3 protein-coding genes and 1 pseudogene are annotated in these 1,903 nt (G+C 54.1%); 2 read left to right on the top strand and 2 right to left on the bottom strand.

The annotated features are described in order from the left end of the window. A partial coding sequence (locus tag PKC81_RS14700; RefSeq protein ID WP_324337363.1) for an IS5 family transposase occupies positions 1-452 on the top strand: 452 nt, incomplete at its 5' end. A gap of 177 nt (positions 453-629) precedes the next feature. Here PKC81_RS14700 and PKC81_RS14695 read toward each other — a convergent pair. Together PKC81_RS14695 and PKC81_RS14690 are read right to left on the bottom strand one after the other, a co-directional pair. Beyond that, complete coding sequence (locus tag PKC81_RS14695; protein WP_115548936.1) at positions 630-899, bottom strand: AlpA family transcriptional regulator; 270 nt, start codon at positions 897-899, stop codon at positions 630-632. A gap of 13 nt (positions 900-912) precedes the next feature. Continuing rightward, the gene (locus PKC81_RS14690; RefSeq protein ID WP_115548937.1) at positions 913-1,365 is read right to left on the bottom strand and encodes a transcriptional regulator; all 453 of its coding nucleotides are present in this window, start codon (positions 1,363-1,365) and stop codon (positions 913-915) included. Positions 1,366-1,715: 350 nt separating this feature from the next. On the opposite strand from PKC81_RS14690, the pseudogene PKC81_RS14685 reads away from it, so the two are divergent. Further along, a pseudogene (locus tag PKC81_RS14685) lies at positions 1,716-1,903 on the top strand (hypothetical protein); the annotation flags it as partial.

The following is a 1,903-nucleotide window of genomic DNA, read 5'->3' as shown; positions in this document are numbered from 1 at the left end:
AAAGGGGGGCTCATCGACGCGCTCTTGGCCGCTCGCGGGGCGGGTTCACCAGTAAGCTTCACTGTCTGGCAGATGCCAGAGGACGACCGGTCGCCTTCCACCTGACGGTCGGCGAAGCAGCCGATTGCAAGGCCTATGACACGTTGATCGCCCTGCCGGAGCGGGCACCAAAGGCGCTACTGGCGGACAAGGGATATGATGCCGATGCCATCCGAACCGATCTTGCGCATCGTAACATCCAGGCCGTCATCCCGGGCCGTTCAAACCGCCGGATCAAGATCGAACATGACCGGGCACTCTACAGGGAACGTAATCACATCGAACGCTTCTTCGGACGCCTGAAAATCAACCGCGCCATCGCAACCCGCTACGATCAACTCGCCGAAAGCTTCCTAAGCATGGTTCATATCGCCGCCGCCAGATACTGGCTCAAATTTGTCCACGCCGCCTAGGGCGTGCATTTCGGACACGCGATCGTCGAGCGCGCTAGGTATTCACCATCAAGGTCTTGCGGAATAATTGCGTAGCAATCTGTCTATAAAAACCAAATGTGATTTATCTATATTATAATGATATGCCATTGTTATCATTGTATATACTATTGTCATTTTATATTGGAACGATAATTATTAAATTTTATTTGTATTTGGATCTACGCCAATATTTGAGATTTCAGCTATCCAAATATCAATCTCTGCTTGCACCCAAACAGCACATTTCGGACTCAGTGATCTTGATCGAGGAAAACTTCCTTCCGCCATCCGCTTATATATCGCCGAACGACTCAACCCAACGCGCTTCATGACCTCAGGGAGGCGGATGAGGCGGGACGGATTCGGTTCTGAACTATCAGCGAAACCACGGGTCACACTTTGGCAAGAGACTTGGTCTATTTTCATGATAAATACCCATCTAACGCATTGAAAATTCTCGGCTAATGACATCACGCACATGCTCAGCGAGCAATTTAGCTACGAGCCGCGACGTGCCGACAGCCCAGCGGGGCCGGATTTCCTGCAGATCTTCACCCAACGCCTCCGCCAGCGTTGTGGGCAGCGCCCGGAACAGCTCGTCCCAAAACCGCCCTATGTCCTGGTGCATCCATTCGGAAGCCAAGTCTTCGTGGCCAGCAAGCGCCAGCGCCAATATACCTTTGGGTGGCACGCCAGAAGCACTAAACAGTCGAAGCGCTTCATCGGTCGTGACTGCCCTGGTACCACGGATGACGCCCAATAGCGCATCCTTGTGAAGACCTGTCTCCCGCGCAATAGTGCGGCGGGGCTTGGATGATCCATCGATGGCTTTTGCCAACGTTCGCGCCAGCACCGGATCGACGCCGGGTCGCTCGGCTATTTCCATCTGCATGGATGAATGTCCTTTCTTGGTTAAAGCTATCGATTCGAATCAATATGGCGAGACTCGTGCTGTAGGAAAGCAGAAAGAACATTAGCAGAACATATAGGATTTCCTATTTTGAGACGATTCGGGCGAGTGGCCAAATCCCCTCCCCGTAATGGCCGATTCTCCGGTCTCTTGTTGACGCCTGATTGACGGCTTTTGGCGCTTCTCCAGTCGGCGTTTGCCGCACTTCCGGAAAACGAGCTCCCCGTCGATCACTCCGAGCGCATTCCGCTTTCCTATCGCTCTCCTAGCGCGCCATTGAGAACAGACAGCGAACGATATCGCTGCCCACCCTCTCGATGGAGAATGCATCAATGACCACAATGTCCCTCAAACCCCGCCTCGGCAAAATGACGGGCCTGGCGCTGCCGATTGCGGTCGCAGCCCTTGCGGCAACGGCGGCTTATGCCGGTGCCGACACGACCTTCACTCCGGCGCTCACCAAGTTCACCGACTTTCTCGAAGGTTCGGGCGGCAAGATCATCACCGTGCTGAGCCTTGC

Origin of the sequence: Sphingorhabdus sp., from assembly GCF_035329025.1 — a bacterium.
Taxonomy (GTDB): domain Bacteria; phylum Pseudomonadota; class Alphaproteobacteria; order Sphingomonadales; family Sphingomonadaceae; genus Sphingorhabdus_B.
Note: the sequence above shows the minus strand (reverse complement) of the source record. Positions and strands in the feature narration are given on the sequence as shown.

What these genes read in the sequence shown, in the direction of transcription:
- PKC81_RS14695 (WP_115548936.1), bottom strand. Translation starts at nt 899, where the DNA reads ATGAAAATAGACCAAGTCTCTTGCCAAAGTGTGACCCGTGGTTTCGCT.
- PKC81_RS14690 (WP_115548937.1), bottom strand. Translation starts at nt 1,365, where the DNA reads ATGCAGATGGAAATAGCCGAGCGACCCGGCGTCGATCCGGTGCTGGCG.